Raw genomic sequence first — 15,070 nt, 5'->3', positions numbered from 1 at the left:
CCGTATAGCACGGCAGCGAGGATGAATAGGGCGGTCATTTCGCGGCCTTTCCACTGCTGATCTGCGACTTCTCGACGACTTTGTCTGTCACACCACTTAGGCTGACCGACAAGATCACCGGTACATAAGGTGACGGGAGGTGACTACAGGTGACTCATCAAGGTGACGGGATTGGCCGCGAGTCAGCCCTGCAGCACGCCCGACACCAGCGCGGCTGGACCCAGGCGGCCGCCATGCGGCGCTTCGAGGCAGTCGTGCGAGAGCAGGGTGAGCAGTGTCCGACCGGAGCCTCGCTGAAACGGATGTTCGCCTACTGGGAGAGTGGTGAGCGGGCGGTCACCGTGCCCGCCTATCAACGGGCGTTCGTGATGATGTATGGCCAGCCTGCTGAGAGCCTCGGCTTCGCAGGGCAGACGGTCGCCGCGGCGCAGGAGCAGACACCGCAAGATGACCTCGAGACTCTTCGCCGTGACCTGGATCGGGTCCTGAGCGACGGCGCACCGAGCGAAGCCGTGCTGGACGACTGGGAGCAGCTCGTCCAGCGCTACGGCCGCGCCACTCGCGACCGACCAGCGTCACTCCTGCTGGGCGACTTGAGCGACGACCTCGGGGAGCTGCAAGCCGCGCTGACAGATTGCCGTTCGACAGTCAGCAGGCGCCGGTTGACGCGCGTGGTGGCGCAAATGTCCGGTCTGCTGCTATTGACGCTCGTCAAACTCGACGACCGAGCCGCATTTCGTCGCTGGGCTCGGACCGCACGCATCGCTTCGGCCGAGGCTGGTGACTCGATGACGCAATCGTGGATGCTGGCCCAGGAAGCCTATGGTCACTTCTACAGCAACGACCTCTCGGAGGCGATTGCTGTCGCGGAGCAGGCGCAGCTGGCTTCCAGCGCCCGGGGCGGAGTCGGCACGCCACTGGCAGCGGCATTGGAAGCTCGTGCTTACGCCGCGACTGGCGACCAGCAGGCCACGGCGGCCGCGCTGGGGCGCGCGGAGGAGTTCGTCTCCCATTTGAATGGCGACGCGTTGTTGCCCTCGGCGTTTGGCTACAACGAAGCCCAGCTGTCCTTCCATGCAGGCAGCGCTTACACCAGACTCCGGGATCTGCCGGCTGCCTTTGCCGCGCAGGAACGCGCCCTTGAACTCTGTGCGCCAGGTGACTACACCGATCGCGCCCTGACACGTCTCGACCGGGCGGTCTGCTTCGCCATTGACGGCGAAGTCACGGTCGCGGCCCAGGAAGTCGCCGGGACACTCCTCAGCCTCGACGAAGATCAGCGACGCGGCATCATTGACGGGCGCGCTCGCGAGGTCATCGGCGGGATGTCTGAGAAGCAGCGGCAGTTGCCCGTCGTGCGCGAGTTGCACGATCTTGTTCGACCGACTCGAGAGGAACACCTCCTGTGATTGTGGTTCGCCCAGCCACCGCCGACGACATCACCTCGCTGCTGGTGCTGACTGAGGAAATGGATCGCTTCTACGGTGCCACCGACTTCGAGGGCCCTGACCTCCGCCGTCGGCAGCTCCACAACGCGCTGTTCGGCGACCACCCGGCGGCGCGGGCGTTGCTGGCCTTTGACGACAAGCTGGCGGTCGGCTTCGCGACCTATTCGTTCCTGTGGCCAGCGGTCGGACTGACGAGGTCCCTGTACCTCAAGGAGCTGTACGTCTCCGATGCCCAGCAGCGACGGGGTGCTGGACGGACCCTAATGGAGGCGCTGTTCGACGTGGCGCGCCAGCACGAGTGCAGCCGCGTCGAATGGACGACTGACAGCGACAATTCCGCGGCTCAGGCGTTCTACAAGACCTTTGGCGTGGAGCCGAAGGACAGCAAGCTGTTCTACCGACTCGAGCCATAGGACGTCTGGAGACATCGCATGGCGGGGGATGGCACAGCCGAGGCGGAGGCACCTGCACCACTGCGTCGAGCACGTCTCAGCGTTGGCTTCACGCAGGCCGAGGCGATGCGCCGCTTCATCGCAGTCGTCGAAGACTTGGGTGAGCGCTCGCCAACCGGCGCTTCGCTGAAACGAATGTTCGCCTACTGGGAGAACGGCGAGCGTGCCGTCGGAGTCGAGACATACCGTCGCGCCTTAGCAGCCATCTATCGAGCACCGTATGAGGTGCTCGGCTTCGTGCCCGACGACGAGACGGGGCGGGTAGCCGCGCTCCGCGAGGCTGACTCATCGCCGGACATCGATGGCGAGTTGGTCGGTCTGTTCGAGTCGCAGACTCAGAATCTGCGCTTGCTCGATCGCCGCCTCGGCACGACGGCGCTGATCCAGCAGACTGAGCTGCACGTTCGCCAAATGCAGGAGGTGCTGGACCGCGCAGTTGGTGGCCACCGCGCGGAGCTGGCTGCCGCACTCGCGGCAGCCGCCGGCCTAGCCGGTTGGCAAGCGCTCGACCAGGGGGAAGTACAACGGGCGTGGCGGCTCCACGAAACCGCCCGCACTGCAGCACGCGAATCTGGCAACGCCGCGGTACTGGCGCATGTCACGGCACAAAGCGCCTACGTCTTGCTCGATGCCCACCAGAACCATCTGGCGCTCAACCTCATCCAGTCGGCTCGTCGCGAGCTCGGCACGAAGGCGCCAGATCTCCTTCTGAGCTGGCTGGCGGCTGCCGAGGCCGAAGCTGCGGCTGCGACCGGCGACCGCGCTCATACCGAGCGACAACTCGACTGGGCGCAGGCCCGACTCGACGGCGACGGCGCGGCCGAGCTTCCCTTCTTGATGCTCGATGACGGCCACCTGGCACGCTGGCGCGGGCACTGCCTCGCCCGACTCGGTCGGCGTGAAGCCATTCAAGACCTAACTGCGGCTCTTGCCAACGCTGGCGACTCGGTACGAGCGGCCACCGGCCTCTACGTCGACCTGGCGCACGCCCATCACGTCGCTGGGCAGACTAGTGAGGCGGAGGCGCACCTCCGGAGAGCCACGCACATGGCTGACCAGTTCGGATCGCGGCGCCAGCAGAACCGGTTACGCGCCCTGCGTGCGGCCCAACGCTAGGTAGTGCAGTAGCCCGACCAGCGTGCCCGAGTTTCGGATGTCACCTTTGGCGATCAAGGCAGGGACCTGGGGGAGGGGCACCCATTGGAAGCGGCCCTCATTTAGCTCTGTTGGATCACCGACGTGTCGGGCATCTGTCGCCAGGTAAACGTGGTGCGGTGAGGTGACCATGCCGATCATCGGCTCGAAGCTGACCAGATGCTCGATGGATGCTGCCTGGTAGCCGGTCTCCTCGATTAGTTCGCGAGCGATCGTCTCCGCGGGCTCCTCACCTTCATCGACGAGGCCACCGGGGAGCTCCCAGTTCCAGACGTCGGAGACGAAGCGGTGCCGCCAGCTCATCAGCACCGCCGCCCGGTCCGGATCGAGCAGCACCGCCATGGCCGCCGCTGGCATCCTCACAACATGGTGACGTGGGTTGTGCTCGCCAGATGGCAACAACACGTCAGCGTGAGCCAACTGGATCCACTTACTGTCATAGAACGGCGTGACGCTGCGGACCTCCCACACTCCCTCTGAGCTGGGTCGGGGGATCTCTGACGACGACTCAGGTGTACTCACACTGCGACCCTATGTCGTATCGACCACGGTACGCAGCGTCGCGTCGCGCTCACTCGCGGCCGCCGACCCCACGACGGTACCGCCTGCTTCTTCGGGGTTATCGGACTGTGCGTGGCGATCCTCAACACGATCGTGTCCCTGGGTGGCTCGCTGCTCCACCTCCTGATCATCTCGGTCTCCTGAGCCGCGCCGCCTGGCACGGCAGGCGGACTTCGTGAGGTTGAGCGCGAGGCGGGCGGCGACCGCAGGATCATGCGCGAGTTGTTGTCAAGATAACGAGGTCCCCTGAAGCGCACATACGCTGGACGTCGGCGTGATCGTCGTACGTGCAGGCAGTTAAGACCCGCCCCAACGCGGCGGCATGGCGACCAGGAAGCTGAAGGGGTCGACGCGAGCGATGGGGCTTCGTGTTGGTTGCTTCCCGCACTGAGCGTCGTACCTCGGTTGGTGGCGGCCTGGGTGGATCGGCGTGTGGTACTGCAGACCCGCCGGAAATTGGGGGGACCGGGCAAGGTCGCGAATGTAGCGTGGCGCGTCATGGAGATGTCTGAGGTCACGCGTGCGATTGCGGCTGCTACTTCGGTTGCCGTGTCGCTCGATCTGCCAGTCGACGACGCAGTTGTTCTTCACAACTCGAACAAGCTGGCGTTGCGGCTGACGCCATGTGACGTCTTTGCCCGGGTCGCCCCAGTGGGGCAAGAGGTTGCGCAGCTCGAGGTTGAGCTCGCTCAACGGCTCGCCGAGGTCGGATGTCCGGTGGGCGCCTTGGAGCCTCGGGTGGATCCGCTTGTTTACAGGCGCGATGGCTTCGCAGTGACGCTGTGGATCTACTACGAGCCCGTGACACCGCACGTCTCACCAGCCGACTACGCCAAGGCGCTGGAGCGGCTGCACGCCGGCATGCGTACGGTTGATGTGGCGATCCCGCGGTTCACGGATCGAATCGCGGAGGCGGAAGAGATCGTTGTCAACCCGGATCTCTCGCCGGAGCTCGCCGACGCAGACCGCGTGTTCCTCGGCGGCAGACTAGGAAGCCTGCGACGGGCGATCGAGGACCGCGGCGCCGTGGAGCAGCTGCTCCACGGCGAGCCGCATCCAGGCAATGTGCTCAGCACGACGGATGGCCCGTCGTTCATCGACTTCGAGACGTGCTGCCGTGGACCCGTCGAGTTCGATCTCGCCCATGTTCCCGTGGCGGTCTGCGAGCACTATCCGAACGTTGACCAAGGACTGCTGGACGACTGCCGGCAGCTCGTTCTCGCGATGGTCGCAGCGTGGCGCTGGGACATTGGCGACCAGTTTCCCAACGGGAGGCGATTCGGAGACGAGCTCCTGCGCTCGCTGCGCGAGGGTCCTCCCTGGCCGACACTCGACACGATGAGCAAACGATTGGACGGTCTGTAGGAATCCACAGCTCCCTCGGCTACCGCAGGACCGCCGAACACGAGGCACAGAACAAGATCACGAATGTAGCCTGACCAAGTCATCAGCCCTGTCTGTCGAAGCGGGGCACCCCCAGGGCCATCTTCTTCGCCCCTGTTCATAGCACCGGCCGCAACTCGTGTCGATAGACCTTCTCCGTCACGACCGTGCTGACGTGTCCTGCCAGCGCTGCGATGTCCTCGATCGCACTCCCTGACTCGACAGCAGCGACACGAAGCTGTGCCGCTGCTCTCGAGGCTCCAGGCCTCAGCCGAGAGTTCTGCCGCCTTCGCCACCTTCCGGAACGCCCGCCGTACGTTGGCCGCGTCGAGTTGCGTACCCACTTCCGATGCGAACACCAGGTTGTGTTCGCATCGGCCTCAGGCCATGGAGCCCGGGTCGTGGTCGCGCTCGTTGGCTGGGCGCTGAGCGGCTTGTTGTCCACGGAATGCGTCTCGGATCACTCCAGCGAACGTGAATGGCAGGGTGGCGGCGATCACCAGAGCCGTGACGGGAACCGTCCACGGAAGCGAGGTGCTGGGCTTGATCACTAGGACGCCACCAACGAAGAGTGCGGTGAACAGGACAAAGAACGTGGTGTCGATGATGCGCCGCTTGGTCGAGCGCTTGGGCGACTGCGGGTGCCGAGCCTCCTGGTAGATGACCAGCCCGCTGATGAGCGCGGAGACGGCGGGGTAGTAGGCCGCTCGCGGGCCATCGAGGATCAGGCCGACGAGGGCCACAACCGCGAAGGCGATTGCCGCGACTGCGTGGATCTTGGGACTGGTCACACGCGAATGCTCGCGCCTCGGGGTCGGCGTTGTCCATCGCGGGCCTCTCACCGTGGACTCCGGATACTGCGAGTCGCGTCCGGCGCGCCTTGATCCAAAGAGGTCAACTCGGTACGGCCGGCGGGCGGAGCCATCTCATGGGGGGCAAATTGGAGGCAACGACCGCGCACCGTGCCGGACACGAATGGACGTCAGCGGACCCAATTGAAAGATCGTCGAAGAGGTCAGGGGCCGCGCGCGGATCTGCAGGGTTGCGGACACTGGCGGTGGAGATCACCCCCTGCGTCTGATGACGTCAGGTCAAGGGCAGGAGGGCGTGACAGGCCTCGACGTTGTGGAGGTGGATGTCGGGTTTAGGTTCAACAACGAGCGTACGTAGGCTCGGCGTTGTCTGAGAGGAGACTGGTAGGAGCGATGGCTTCCTTTGGTCGTAACGTGTTCGTCATTGCTCCTTGCCGTACCTACCGATACATGAAGTCAGCAGGTGGCAGCGTCCCGTACGGTGCAATGCTCGGCTACCTCGCTCTTGCTGCAGTCGGCGGCGGCGTGGGTGCGTTGGTTGCCCTTGTGATGCGCGGCCACCCGGTGACGGCGTTTTGGACAGGCGCAGGTGTCGGCATTGGACTCGGGATCTGCTGGATTGTCTATACATGCATCGTTGTCCTGGCATTACGTCTTGCCGGTCGCGACTATTCAGAAATTCTGAAGAAGCGCTGAGGACGTTGTTCACTCGGACGGTCGAGTAGGCTGCGCTCGGGCTCAGTCGTGAGTGACGTCAGGACAAGGGCAGGAAGGCGTGGCAGGCCTCGATGTTGTGGACGTGGATGTCGGTCCTGCGGCGCTGTTCCCAGTCGGCTCGGGTGAGTCGCCATCGGTTGAGCAGGGCGGGATTGCCTTGCCTTGTTGCCCATTCGGACCCGTTGGGTTGGTAGCCGAGACGTCGCGAGATCGCGTTGGAGCCGTGGTTGTCCACGAAGGCGTCGCTGCTTGCTTCCTTCGCCCCGAGGCCGTCGAACGCCAGGTGCAGGATCGCTGCCCGCATCTCGTGCCCGAGGCCGCGGCCACGCTGATCGACGGACAGCCAGGAGAAGGTCGTGACCGTTCCGAGAGTGGAGAAGTCCACTCCCGTCACTGTCTGCTCCCCGACAGGCCGGCCGTCGACCATGACCACGAAGTAGAGCCGCCAAGCATCAGGTTCGACCGTGCCGCGGCGCCGCCAGATCGCCCGAAGCCACTTGGCGACCCGCAGGTCGGGATCGGTCTCGTAGAACGACATCGGGTCGTCGTACGGTGGGGGATCGGCATGGGTCTTGCCCGCGCGCACGACATCCGCGAGCTCATCCAGCAGCTCATCTGTGGCGCTGCGCAGCTCGAGCGCTGGTGTGCTGACGCGCACATCGAGGAGCGGATAGTTCTTCATCTACGGTCACTCTGCTCTCACGGTCGCGGGCGAGGCGGTCATACGCGTACGGCGGACGTCGCTGGAGCCCGCGAACTTCTGAAGTCGATCGAGCCGCACATCGCCACGCCTCCGATGAGGGATCAAACCCCATCAGACAACAACGGTGCACGCGATTTTTCATCATGACCCGCATACTGACAGTGAACCCTTCGAGGGAAGGTTCTCGACAGAGGATCGACACAGTGGACAATCTGCTTGGCCCTGGAGCCTTTCTCGCGTTCATGGCTGCGGTGATCTGGTACGCACAGATACTGACCCGCGCCAAGCGTGACCAAGACGCAGCCGAACCACTACGCGACTGGAGGACGGCGCCTCCCGCCCTGGATCTCGGCAAAACGGGTAACGCGGTTTCTTTTATGTGGGTGACCGGCTTTTGCCTCGTCCTCGCGGGCCTATTGATCGGCTCGTTGTTCGGACGTCCAACAGCCGGCGTCGCTACAGGGTGCGTGGTGACCGTGGCAACCTGGTTAGTCGCCGCGATCTGGCTACTGACGCATCGCAGGCCGTCCTGACAGTTAGGTAGCGGGCTGGGGTTCCAAAGTCGGTGGCTTGGGGCGGTCGCATCGCTCATGCTGTGAGCGTGGAGTACAGCTATCCATCACCCGAGCACCGGCTCTACGACGCTGCCGCACGGTGGTACCCCGAACCACACTGGGGCGAGCCCAAGCGGCTGATTGACGCCGCTGTTCAGTGTTTGGTGGACGGATTGGACTCGCCCCACCTCCGCATGCTCGCGGGTGCGTCGCCGTCCGACAGTCGGGAGGAGATCAAGGAGCTGCTGGAAGCGACGCTGGACGAACTCAACATCCCCCGGCCCGGCGAACTATCGGCGTGGGAACAGGTGGTCGCCGACGGCCGGACCCTGTCCCGCCGGCCCACCGGAACCATCCGGTTCGATGTCCGCGCGGCGCACGAGTCGGTCGGCGGTCACGAACTCCTTGTCTACGTCAACGATGTCGAGATGACCCGGATCGGTGCGGGAATGGGGATGGATCCCTTCGAGATCCTCATCCCCGTCAACCGGCTCATCGCGACGCCGGACCCTGCGCAGGTGCCGATCGCGCGGTGCGAATGCGGCACGTACGGCTGTGGCTCCACGGATGTGACCATCGTGCGTGACGGAGATGCGGTTCATTGGGAATGGCTCTACGAAGTCCCGATCGATTATGGGTTCACCTTTCACGCCGAGCAGTACGACGCTGAAGTTGCCCGCATCGGCGCTGACCACAGTTGGGAGCGCCCCGAGGACACCACGGCTCGACTGGTGCTGGAGCAGATCGATCGCACGCACCTGGACAGGTATGGCCTCACCGTGAGTTGGGCGGCGAAGGACTATGCGAACCCAGACCTATTCCAGGTCGCACTGTTCACCGGCAATGACGACTACGACTCGGCCGAAGCCGGCTACCAGGTGTTCCTCCGCTTCCCGCGTCATGGCCGCAGCCCCGCACAAGTCGCTGCGGAGGTGGTCGAGGAGCTTCAGCGTGCACCACGCGAGTGGAGCGCGACCTGGCACGCGATCAAGCCTGGAGTAGACCAGGCGCCGCCAATGGCGGGCCGTCGCTGGCAGCACGAACGCATCGGCTGAATCGACGCTCATGGGTAGTCGGATTCGACGCAGCATCAACCGGGTGCCCACTAGTGAGACGACGTGGCGCGTCGCTGACGGGCTGGTTGTGTTGGCGTGCGTCGATCCGCGATGCTTCCGGCATGGCCGACCTACTGCCGCAGTTCCGGTACCACCCCGACCCGGTCGCCACGGGGTCTGTCGTTGAATCTGCAGAGGTGTGTGAGCTGTGCGGCAAGGCTCGCGGGTTCGTGTACGCAGGCCCGGTGTACGCCGTCGAGAAGGTCGAGTTTCTGTGTCCGTGGTGCATTGCGGATGGGAGCGCCGCCGATCGGTTCGATGCGGACTTCACGACGACGGATGGCGCGCCGAGTGACGTACCGGCGGCGGTGCTGGAGGAGATCGTGTGTCGGACTCCGGGCTTCGCGGGGTGGCAGCAGGAACGCTGGATGTTCCACTGCGCCGACGGCGCGGAGTTCCTTGGTCGAGCCGGCTGGGGAGAGGTGTCAGCGTTGCCCGGCGCGGCGGAGTCGCTCCGCCTGGACGGAGGCCTGGACGACGCGATGCTGCGGAACCTCAGTGCGGACGGAGACCTGACGGGTTATCTCTTCCGGTGTCGCCATTGCGGGCTCGGGCTCGCGTACGCGGACTGCACGTGATGCAGTCCGCGCCTGCCTGTGGCCAGCGGTGACCGCGTTACGAGGACGGTGGCGGGTCAGGGCTTTGAGTTTGTGCGGTGTTCGAGGGATTCGATGATGGTGGGGCAGACGTCGATGTCGTAGAGTCTTTCGACGCTCTGCATGCCGCCGGGGCTCTCGGCGTTGATCTCCACCACCTTGCCGCGGATTACGTCGATGCCGACGAAGTACATGCCGTCGGCCACGAGTTTGTTGCTCATCGCATCGATGATGCCGCGTTCCACGTCACTGATCTCGAGAGGGATCGAGCGTCCACCCTTGCTGATGTTGGCCCGCGGGTCGTTTCCCATGGGCACTCGCCGGAACGCGGCCGGTCTCCCGTCGCACTCGAGAAGCTGTCCCTCGAGCAGGAAGATCCGGGCATCGCCGTCCTCGCCGCCGTCGACGAACTCCTGGGCGATCGCGTAGCCGTCCTGAAGCACCGCCTCGGTCATCTGGGCGAGGTTCGCTTCGCCCTCGTCCTCGATCATGAACACGTTCCGCCCTTTGGCTCCGTACAGAGGCTTGACGACGCAGTGGCCGACCTCGCCGGCGAACCGCTCGATCGCTTCCGGGTCGCGCGTCACCAGCGATCGGGGCCGGATCTTCTCGGGAAACTCCTCCAGGTAGAGCTTGCTCGTTGCGCGTGTCAGGGACCTCGGGTCGTTCACGACCGTGACGCCTCGTGCCTGCAGCATCTGGCCGAAGACCACACCCAGTGGGCTTGCCCACGGCCGCTCGTGCAGATCGTCGATCGATTCGTTGCGCAGGAACAAGGCGTCGAGGTCGTCCATGACGATCCGTTCGGCGTCACGCTCCTTGATGCGCTTCATGAAGACCTCGAGTGTGTCGTCCGTCTCGAACTCTGCGGCACGAGCCCGGGCCACCAGTTGTTGCCCGTCGCTCTCCCCGAGCTCGACGTCTCCGACACCGACGTACCAAACCTCATGCTCGCGTTGGACCGCGGCCCTCGCCAGCCGAGTAGTCGTGTACTCGTCGACCTCGGTGGCGACGTCATTGACGAAGAAGGCAAGCCTCATACCGACACAACTCCTTCGTACAGGTCCGTGACCGACATGCCCGCGCGCAGTCGGGCGAGGCGCTCCTGGGCGCCGGGCACGTCCAGCCAGCGCGGCCGGACCCATGGTGCCTCCAGCACCTCGCGGTCGAGCAGATCCTGGATCAACGGGATGTGGTCCAACGCGAACTTGCCGACGAACAGGACATCAAGGCTGCTGCCCTCCGCGAGGGATTCGAGGATCCGCGTGATCCCGCGCAGATAGATCGCGTCCTTCACAGAACCACCCCCGACGACGACCCGGATGGCGATGGACCAGGCGGTCCTCGTCGGTATCTGATGTTCTGACCGCAACGATTCGAAGATCTCCAGGAACTCGGCGCCGTCAAGCATCTTGCCGACGGCAACAACCCTCGCCGCGAGCACGCGAAGACGCCGCGGGTCCAATCCGCCGGCCAGGTACTCGGCGAGCACGGCAAGGCCCTCTTGGGTCTCGTCGTAGCCGGGCAGTCCGATGGTCAGCAGGGTCAGGGGCTGCCTGGCGCCGTTCTGGTAGGTGACGACATGAGTGCCAACCTCGTGGTGCAGCAAGGGCTCGACGCGGTCCGCCCTAATAGTGGCGGATTCGGGGATGAGCAGCCGACCGAACGACACCATCAGTTCGGAGACGTCGTCGCGCACCTCGACGTACGCCGGGAAGTCCGGATACACGGCGCGGTATCGATCGAACTCCGCCCGAGCCGCCTCCGCGAACGCGCCGGCCGTGACGCTGTGGTTGCTGGGAGCTTGGGCTGGGATGGTCTCGAGCAGTTCCTCCGCGACGGACGCGAGCGGCGGGGCGACACCGCCGTACAGCTGCAGCGACCCATACACGAACCGTGAGGTGTCGCGATCCTCCAGGGCTGTGATCTGTCGTGCTATCTCGTCTCGCTTCGCCCGGAAGAGGGTGTGCAGCGCAGGGTCGGTGACGTTCTCGATCTCGAGGTCGTAGAGCTCACGGCGTACCAGGTCCGGCTCGAATTCCAGCGGTCGGAGGCGGAGCGTGGGGGTCGACCCGAAGTCACCCCGTTCGAAGTCCGTCCATGCTTCTGCCGCATTGACCGGCGTGGTGTTGAGCAGCAGGTTCAAGCTGCGCTCGATCTCGGTGAGGCGAGCGTCGATGTCGAGAGCGGGCGCGAGCTGCTCGGTCGGGGAGGTCATCTACCAGCGGTACCCACCAGTCGAACACAATCAACCCAAGCACAGCTCACGCGCCTGCTGCCTTCCACTTGGTCGCTACAGCGTGCGTTGTGAGCGTGACGCCCTGGTTAGTTGCCGATGGTGAGCGTCGCGGGCCCGCACGTGAGGATCGCTGCTGCGTGGCGATCGCGGATCGTATCGTCCGGGCGCAGGCGCGCGAGCCGAAGCAGTTCGGCGGAGCACGCGAGGCCGTCCGCGTGGCCTGGCAGCATCGTGCCGGCCGGGATGCCGTGTTTGGCTCGATGCGACCGGGCGGCGTGCAGCAGGTGACGCAGCCGGTCCACCTCGGTTTCGGCCTCCGGGTCGAGCCGCTCGGGACGGGCAGCCGGCCATGCGTGTGCGTCGAGAGCGTCCTGGCAGGAGCCGTCGGTGCCGGCGAGGGATTCCCACAGCTGCTCGGTGAGGTACGGCGCGATCGGGTGCAGCAGAAGGAGAAGCTCGGCCAGCGTCGCGGCGAGCGTGGCGCGCGAGCCAGGGTCGTGCCGGAGCGAGGGCTTACGGGCCTCGAGGTACAGGTCGGACAGGTCGTCGTTCATGAACCGGGCCAGCGCATCGGTCGCGCCGGCCAGGTCGAGCTCCTCGAACCCAGCGGCTGCGAGTGCGCGGGTCCGTTCCAGGCGGGACGCCAGCCACCGATCCAGCGGGTGCGCGGGCTCCTGCGGTTCCGGAGGAGTGCTTGTGGGGAGATGGATGCTGTGCGCTGTGGTGAGCCGCGCGATGCTCCACAGCTTCTTCAGCAGCGCAAGGGCGCCGGTGAGGTCGGTGCGGCCGAACGACAGGTCGGTGCCGGGCCGCGCACGGCGGCACAACGCAAGGCGCAGTGCGTCGGTCCCGAACTCGTCGGCGTAGTCGAGCGGGTCGATGGTATTACCGAACGACGACGACATCTTCTTGCCGTGCTCGGTGCGGATCATGCCGTGCAGGTACAGCCGTTTGAATGGTGCGGTGCCGGTTAGATGCGTACACAGCATCGTCATGCGGATTGCCCAGAAGAACAGCAGGTCTGACCCGGTGATGAGCAGATCGTTCGGGTAGTACCGTGCCAGGTCCTTGGTCGCCTCGGGCCAGCCGAGCGTCGACAGTGGCCACAGGCCCGAGGAGAACCAGGTGTCGAGGGTGTCCTCATCCTGCGTCCAGCCGGCCGGGATTGCCTCGTCCGGCCCGAACGAACGAGCCTCGCCGTCGGCGCCGTACCAGATGGGGATCCGGTGCCCCCACCACAGCTGCCGCGACAGGCACCAGTCACGCATGTCGTCGAGCCACCGCAGGTACTCGGTCGCCAACTCGGGCGGATCGATGCGAAGCTGCCCGGATTCGAACGCGAACCGTGCGGAGGCGGCGAGCGTCGTGGTCGCGAGGTACCACTGCGGTGTGGAACGGATCTCGATCCTCGACGAGCAGCGGGTGCAGCTGCGGCCGCCGGCGGTCTCGATGGTCTCGATGTCGGACAAGCCGGTCTGGCAGCCTGTGCACCACAGCGTGTCTCGTTCGGCGCGGTAGATCAATCCCTGCCGGAACAGGCGTCTGAACGCCGCATGAGTCGCGCGAGCCGGGCCGGGATCCAGGGTGTACGTGGACCGGTCCCAGTCGGGGGACATGCCGAGGTGTCGCATCTGCGCGGCGATCGTCTCGCTGGTCGCGTCACCCCAGGCGCGTGTTCGCGCGAGGAACGCGTCGCGGCCGAGCTCGTGCCGGCTGGTGCCCTCGGCGGCCAGTTGCCGTTCCATCAGGGCCTGTGTGGCGATGCCGGCGTGGTCGGTCCCCGGCAGCCACAGGGTCTCGGCGCCGAGCATCCGCCGGTGCCGGATGAACGCGTCGGAGATGGTGTGCTCATACGCGTGACCCAGGTGCAGGCCGCCGGTGATGTTCAGCGGCGGCAGGATCATGGCGAAACGTTCGGCTGCCGGCCGTGGCCGGAACAGGCCCGCTCGCTCCCAGGCTGCGTAGCGATCTGCGTCGCGGGCGAAGTGGTGCGCAGGGGTGTAGTGCGCGTCGATGGTGGACATCGCGATCTCCCAGGATGGGTCGTCGTGGGCGCCGCGGACCAAGTTGCCCGGGGCGCGCGGAGGCGCCCTCGCCGAGAGGCGAGGGCTACCGTACGACGAACCGACCGCCAGGCAGGCAGCAACGACCGAGAAGCGGAGCTGCCTGACTGGTCATAACATCTACTGTGACCGATCCACCCCAAGATGCAACAGATTTCCGCTCCCGACCGCGCCTGCCAGGAGCACTTGTTCGTGCGCGGACCGCGGCAATTGAGTGCATCGCGTGACGCTGCGTCCGCTGGCGACGTACCCTGTTCGAAAACCTCACCGGGTCGCGTCACGTTACGGCGCAGCAGATGACCAAGAACGATTCACGTGGGATGCGCCATCGGCCCCCCGAGGCCAGAGTTACCAATGGCTTCCACACGCAATGGTTGCTGCGGAGTTGGGAGCACATCGTCAAGCGGGTCGAAGCCGGCCTCGACGAAACCGCGACCGGCTGTCCACGATGTGACGGCACCGAGGGTCTCGACGCACGTGACCAGCTTGAATCACTGATGCGTCGCGGCGGCAGACGCGCCGAGCGTGTCTCGGTCCAGGTGAAAGCGCTGGATGAGCGCTTCCGACGAGCACCTTCTCCGCAGCCGTTCTCGCCCGTCGACGGCAACTGGTGGCGCTATCGCAATCTGGACTGACTAGTACTGCAGCCGTAGATCGTGATCGCGTTCCTGTCGAGCAGGTAGTCCATCGCGAACGGGTGTAGGCCGCCTGGCTTACATCCAGGCGGCCCGGACTAAGGCGTCGGCATGGAGAGCTGGTAGCGCTCGATGACGTCCGCGAACCATTCGGGCTCGGCGATTGGGACCTCGTAGCGGTTCGCGAGCTCGACGATCTTCGACATCTCTGCTTCGCCGCGCTCGGTCAGGCCGATGACCGTCCGGAAGAGCTCTTCGAGTCCGGCAGGCGAGATGATCTCGATCATGCGCGCCGGCGTCGGCCCGGCGTTCCACATCGCGTGGACCTCGCCACGCGGCTTCACGATGTATCCGCCCGGACCGAGCACGATCTCCTTGTCCTCGGACCGGAAGCCGATCTCGCCCTCGAGCACGATGGAGATCTCATCCTCGCGGTGGTGGACGTGGGGCGGGACGAGTCCGCCGACTTCGAAGGGGTGTTCGACGACGGCGAGGGCCCCACCGGAGTCGACACCGTCGATCTTGAAGATCACCCCGACGCCGGGCATCAATCCGCCGCGCCGACCTTCACCGGGCTGGACAACCTTGACGGTCGTGGCCGCTACAGTCCGTGCACTCATGCCGCACCTCCATTTGG

16 protein-coding genes are annotated in these 15,070 nt (G+C 65.4%); 9 read left to right on the top strand and 7 right to left on the bottom strand.

Annotated features, from left to right (window positions below):
- Window positions 1-149 precede the first annotated feature (149 nt).
- From V9K99_RS06295 to V9K99_RS06285, 3 genes are read left to right on the top strand one after another with little or no spacing between them, the layout of a single operon-like run.
- A complete protein-coding gene (locus tag V9K99_RS06295; protein WP_337323352.1) occupies window positions 150-1,409 on the top strand; it encodes a hypothetical protein in 1,260 nt (419 codons plus the stop codon).
- Window positions 1,406-1,861: a GNAT family N-acetyltransferase gene (locus tag V9K99_RS06290; protein WP_337323353.1), complete on the top strand. Its 456-nt coding sequence runs from the start codon at window positions 1,406-1,408 to the stop codon at window positions 1,859-1,861. The genes V9K99_RS06295 and V9K99_RS06290 overlap by 4 nt, the downstream gene beginning before the upstream one ends.
- 18 nt (window positions 1,862-1,879) lie before the next feature.
- Window positions 1,880-3,016, top strand: coding sequence for a hypothetical protein (locus V9K99_RS06285; RefSeq protein ID WP_337323354.1), 1,137 nt, complete (start codon window positions 1,880-1,882; stop codon window positions 3,014-3,016).
- Here the strand turns inward: V9K99_RS06285 and V9K99_RS06280 are convergent.
- Complete coding sequence (locus V9K99_RS06280; protein WP_337323355.1) at window positions 2,987-3,397, bottom strand: NUDIX hydrolase; 411 nt, start codon at window positions 3,395-3,397, stop codon at window positions 2,987-2,989. The genes V9K99_RS06285 and V9K99_RS06280 overlap by 30 nt on opposite strands.
- A gap of 717 nt (window positions 3,398-4,114) precedes the next feature.
- Here V9K99_RS06280 and V9K99_RS06275 point away from each other — a divergent pair.
- Window positions 4,115-4,981 carry a phosphotransferase family protein gene (locus V9K99_RS06275; protein WP_337323356.1) on the top strand — a complete coding sequence of 289 codons (867 nt, stop codon included), beginning with the start codon at window positions 4,115-4,117 and terminating at the stop codon, window positions 4,979-4,981.
- Window positions 4,982-5,379: 398 nt separating this feature from the next.
- Here V9K99_RS06275 and V9K99_RS06270 read toward each other — a convergent pair whose 3' ends face one another.
- The gene (locus V9K99_RS06270) at window positions 5,380-5,790 is read right to left on the bottom strand and encodes a hypothetical protein (RefSeq protein WP_337323357.1); all 411 of its coding nucleotides are present in this window, start codon (window positions 5,788-5,790) and stop codon (window positions 5,380-5,382) included.
- Between the two features lie 414 nt (window positions 5,791-6,204).
- Here V9K99_RS06270 and V9K99_RS06265 point away from each other — a divergent pair, with 414 nt between their 5' ends.
- Window positions 6,205-6,507 (top strand): hypothetical protein, encoded by a 303-nt coding sequence (locus tag V9K99_RS06265; protein WP_337323358.1) that lies wholly within the window; start codon window positions 6,205-6,207, stop codon window positions 6,505-6,507.
- Between the two features lie 58 nt (window positions 6,508-6,565).
- On the opposite strand, the gene V9K99_RS06260 is transcribed toward V9K99_RS06265, so the two are convergent.
- Window positions 6,566-7,210: a GNAT family N-acetyltransferase gene (locus tag V9K99_RS06260; RefSeq protein ID WP_337323359.1), complete on the bottom strand. Its 645-nt coding sequence runs from the start codon at window positions 7,208-7,210 to the stop codon at window positions 6,566-6,568.
- 224 nt (window positions 7,211-7,434) lie between these two features.
- On the opposite strand from V9K99_RS06260, the gene V9K99_RS06255 reads away from it, so the two are divergent.
- From V9K99_RS06255 to V9K99_RS06245, 3 genes are all read left to right on the top strand, one after another.
- Window positions 7,435-7,764: a hypothetical protein gene (locus tag V9K99_RS06255; protein ID WP_337323360.1), complete on the top strand. Its 330-nt coding sequence runs from the start codon at window positions 7,435-7,437 to the stop codon at window positions 7,762-7,764.
- A gap of 68 nt (window positions 7,765-7,832) precedes the next feature.
- Window positions 7,833-8,840 carry a hypothetical protein gene (locus V9K99_RS06250; RefSeq protein ID WP_337323361.1) on the top strand — a complete coding sequence of 336 codons (1,008 nt, stop codon included), beginning with the start codon at window positions 7,833-7,835 and terminating at the stop codon, window positions 8,838-8,840.
- Window positions 8,841-8,962: 122 nt separating this feature from the next.
- Window positions 8,963-9,478, top strand: a complete 516-nt coding sequence (locus V9K99_RS06245) for a CbrC family protein (protein ID WP_337323362.1) — start codon at window positions 8,963-8,965, stop codon at window positions 9,476-9,478.
- 56 nt (window positions 9,479-9,534) lie between these two features.
- Here the strand turns inward: V9K99_RS06245 and V9K99_RS06240 are convergent, their stop codons facing one another.
- From V9K99_RS06240 to V9K99_RS06230, 3 genes are all read right to left on the bottom strand, one after another.
- The gene (locus V9K99_RS06240; protein ID WP_337323363.1) at window positions 9,535-10,536 is read right to left on the bottom strand and encodes a glutathione synthase; all 1,002 of its coding nucleotides are present in this window, start codon (window positions 10,534-10,536) and stop codon (window positions 9,535-9,537) included.
- Window positions 10,533-11,714 (bottom strand): flavohemoglobin expression-modulating QEGLA motif protein, encoded by a 1,182-nt coding sequence (locus tag V9K99_RS06235; RefSeq protein WP_337323364.1) that lies wholly within the window; start codon window positions 11,712-11,714, stop codon window positions 10,533-10,535. The genes V9K99_RS06240 and V9K99_RS06235 overlap by 4 nt, the downstream gene beginning before the upstream one ends.
- A 107-nt stretch (window positions 11,715-11,821) precedes the next feature.
- The gene (locus V9K99_RS06230) at window positions 11,822-13,759 is read right to left on the bottom strand and encodes a class I tRNA ligase family protein (protein ID WP_337323365.1); all 1,938 of its coding nucleotides are present in this window, start codon (window positions 13,757-13,759) and stop codon (window positions 11,822-11,824) included.
- 335 nt (window positions 13,760-14,094) lie between these two features.
- Between V9K99_RS06230 and V9K99_RS06225 the strand changes: the two genes are divergently transcribed.
- Window positions 14,095-14,433, top strand: a complete 339-nt coding sequence (locus V9K99_RS06225) for a hypothetical protein (RefSeq protein WP_337323366.1) — start codon at window positions 14,095-14,097, stop codon at window positions 14,431-14,433.
- Between the two features lie 98 nt (window positions 14,434-14,531).
- Here V9K99_RS06225 and V9K99_RS06220 read toward each other — a convergent pair whose 3' ends face one another.
- Window positions 14,532-15,053, bottom strand: a complete 522-nt coding sequence (locus V9K99_RS06220) for a cupin domain-containing protein (RefSeq protein ID WP_337323367.1) — start codon at window positions 15,051-15,053, stop codon at window positions 14,532-14,534.
- Window positions 15,054-15,070: the final 17 nt, after the last annotated feature.

Origin of the sequence: Kribbella sp. CCNWLW201, from assembly GCF_037203805.1 — a bacterium.
Taxonomy (GTDB): domain Bacteria; phylum Actinomycetota; class Actinomycetes; order Propionibacteriales; family Kribbellaceae; genus Kribbella.
This window is presented reverse-complemented; position numbering and strand designations above follow the sequence as displayed.